Source organism: Streptococcus sp. 1449 (genome assembly GCF_013276805.1).
Classification (GTDB): Bacteria; Bacillota; Bacilli; order Lactobacillales; family Streptococcaceae; genus Streptococcus; species Streptococcus pseudopneumoniae.
Genome location: NZ_VMLS01000113.1, coordinates 1 through 500, shown reverse-complemented (window position 1 = coordinate 500; position 500 = coordinate 1). Strand labels below are relative to the sequence as shown.

At 39.6% G+C, this 500-nt stretch carries 1 protein-coding gene; it reads right to left on the bottom strand.

The genetic code is table 11. The annotated features are described in order from the left end of the window. The coding region (locus tag HT687_RS11465; protein WP_172924221.1) for an IS30 family transposase at window positions 1-500 on the bottom strand (500 nt) is incomplete at both ends.

Genomic DNA, 500 nt, shown 5'->3' with positions numbered 1-500 from the left:
GCCAAATTTCAAGTTCAAGTTAGCCATGAAGAAGTCTTCTCTGGGTGATTTGTAGTTCAAGCATTTTTTAGGATAGTTATTAATCCAATTTTCGATGAATGCGACTTCTTTGGGAGTCGTTTTCTTAGTTCCCTTAGGTAACCATCTCCGAATGAGCCTGTTGTGATTCTCATTAGTTCCCCTTTCCCAAGAGGCATAGGGGTGCGCATAATAGATATGTTCCTCAGAAAATACATCAGACAAGCGGTTAAATTCTGTACCATTATCTGCCGTGATGGACAGAATCTTGTCTTGTTTTAAGATGAGTTTTAAAGCCTGATTGACCGCCTCAGCACTTTTATTTGGAATCAATCGGATAATTTGATGCCTAGTTCTTCGATCAGTTAAGACCAGTAAACAATAATTTTTCACCCTTGTAAGCAGAACCGTATCAATCTCATAATGCCCATTCTCCAATCGCAGATTGATAGCTTCAGGACGCTGTTCGATAGATTGACCAG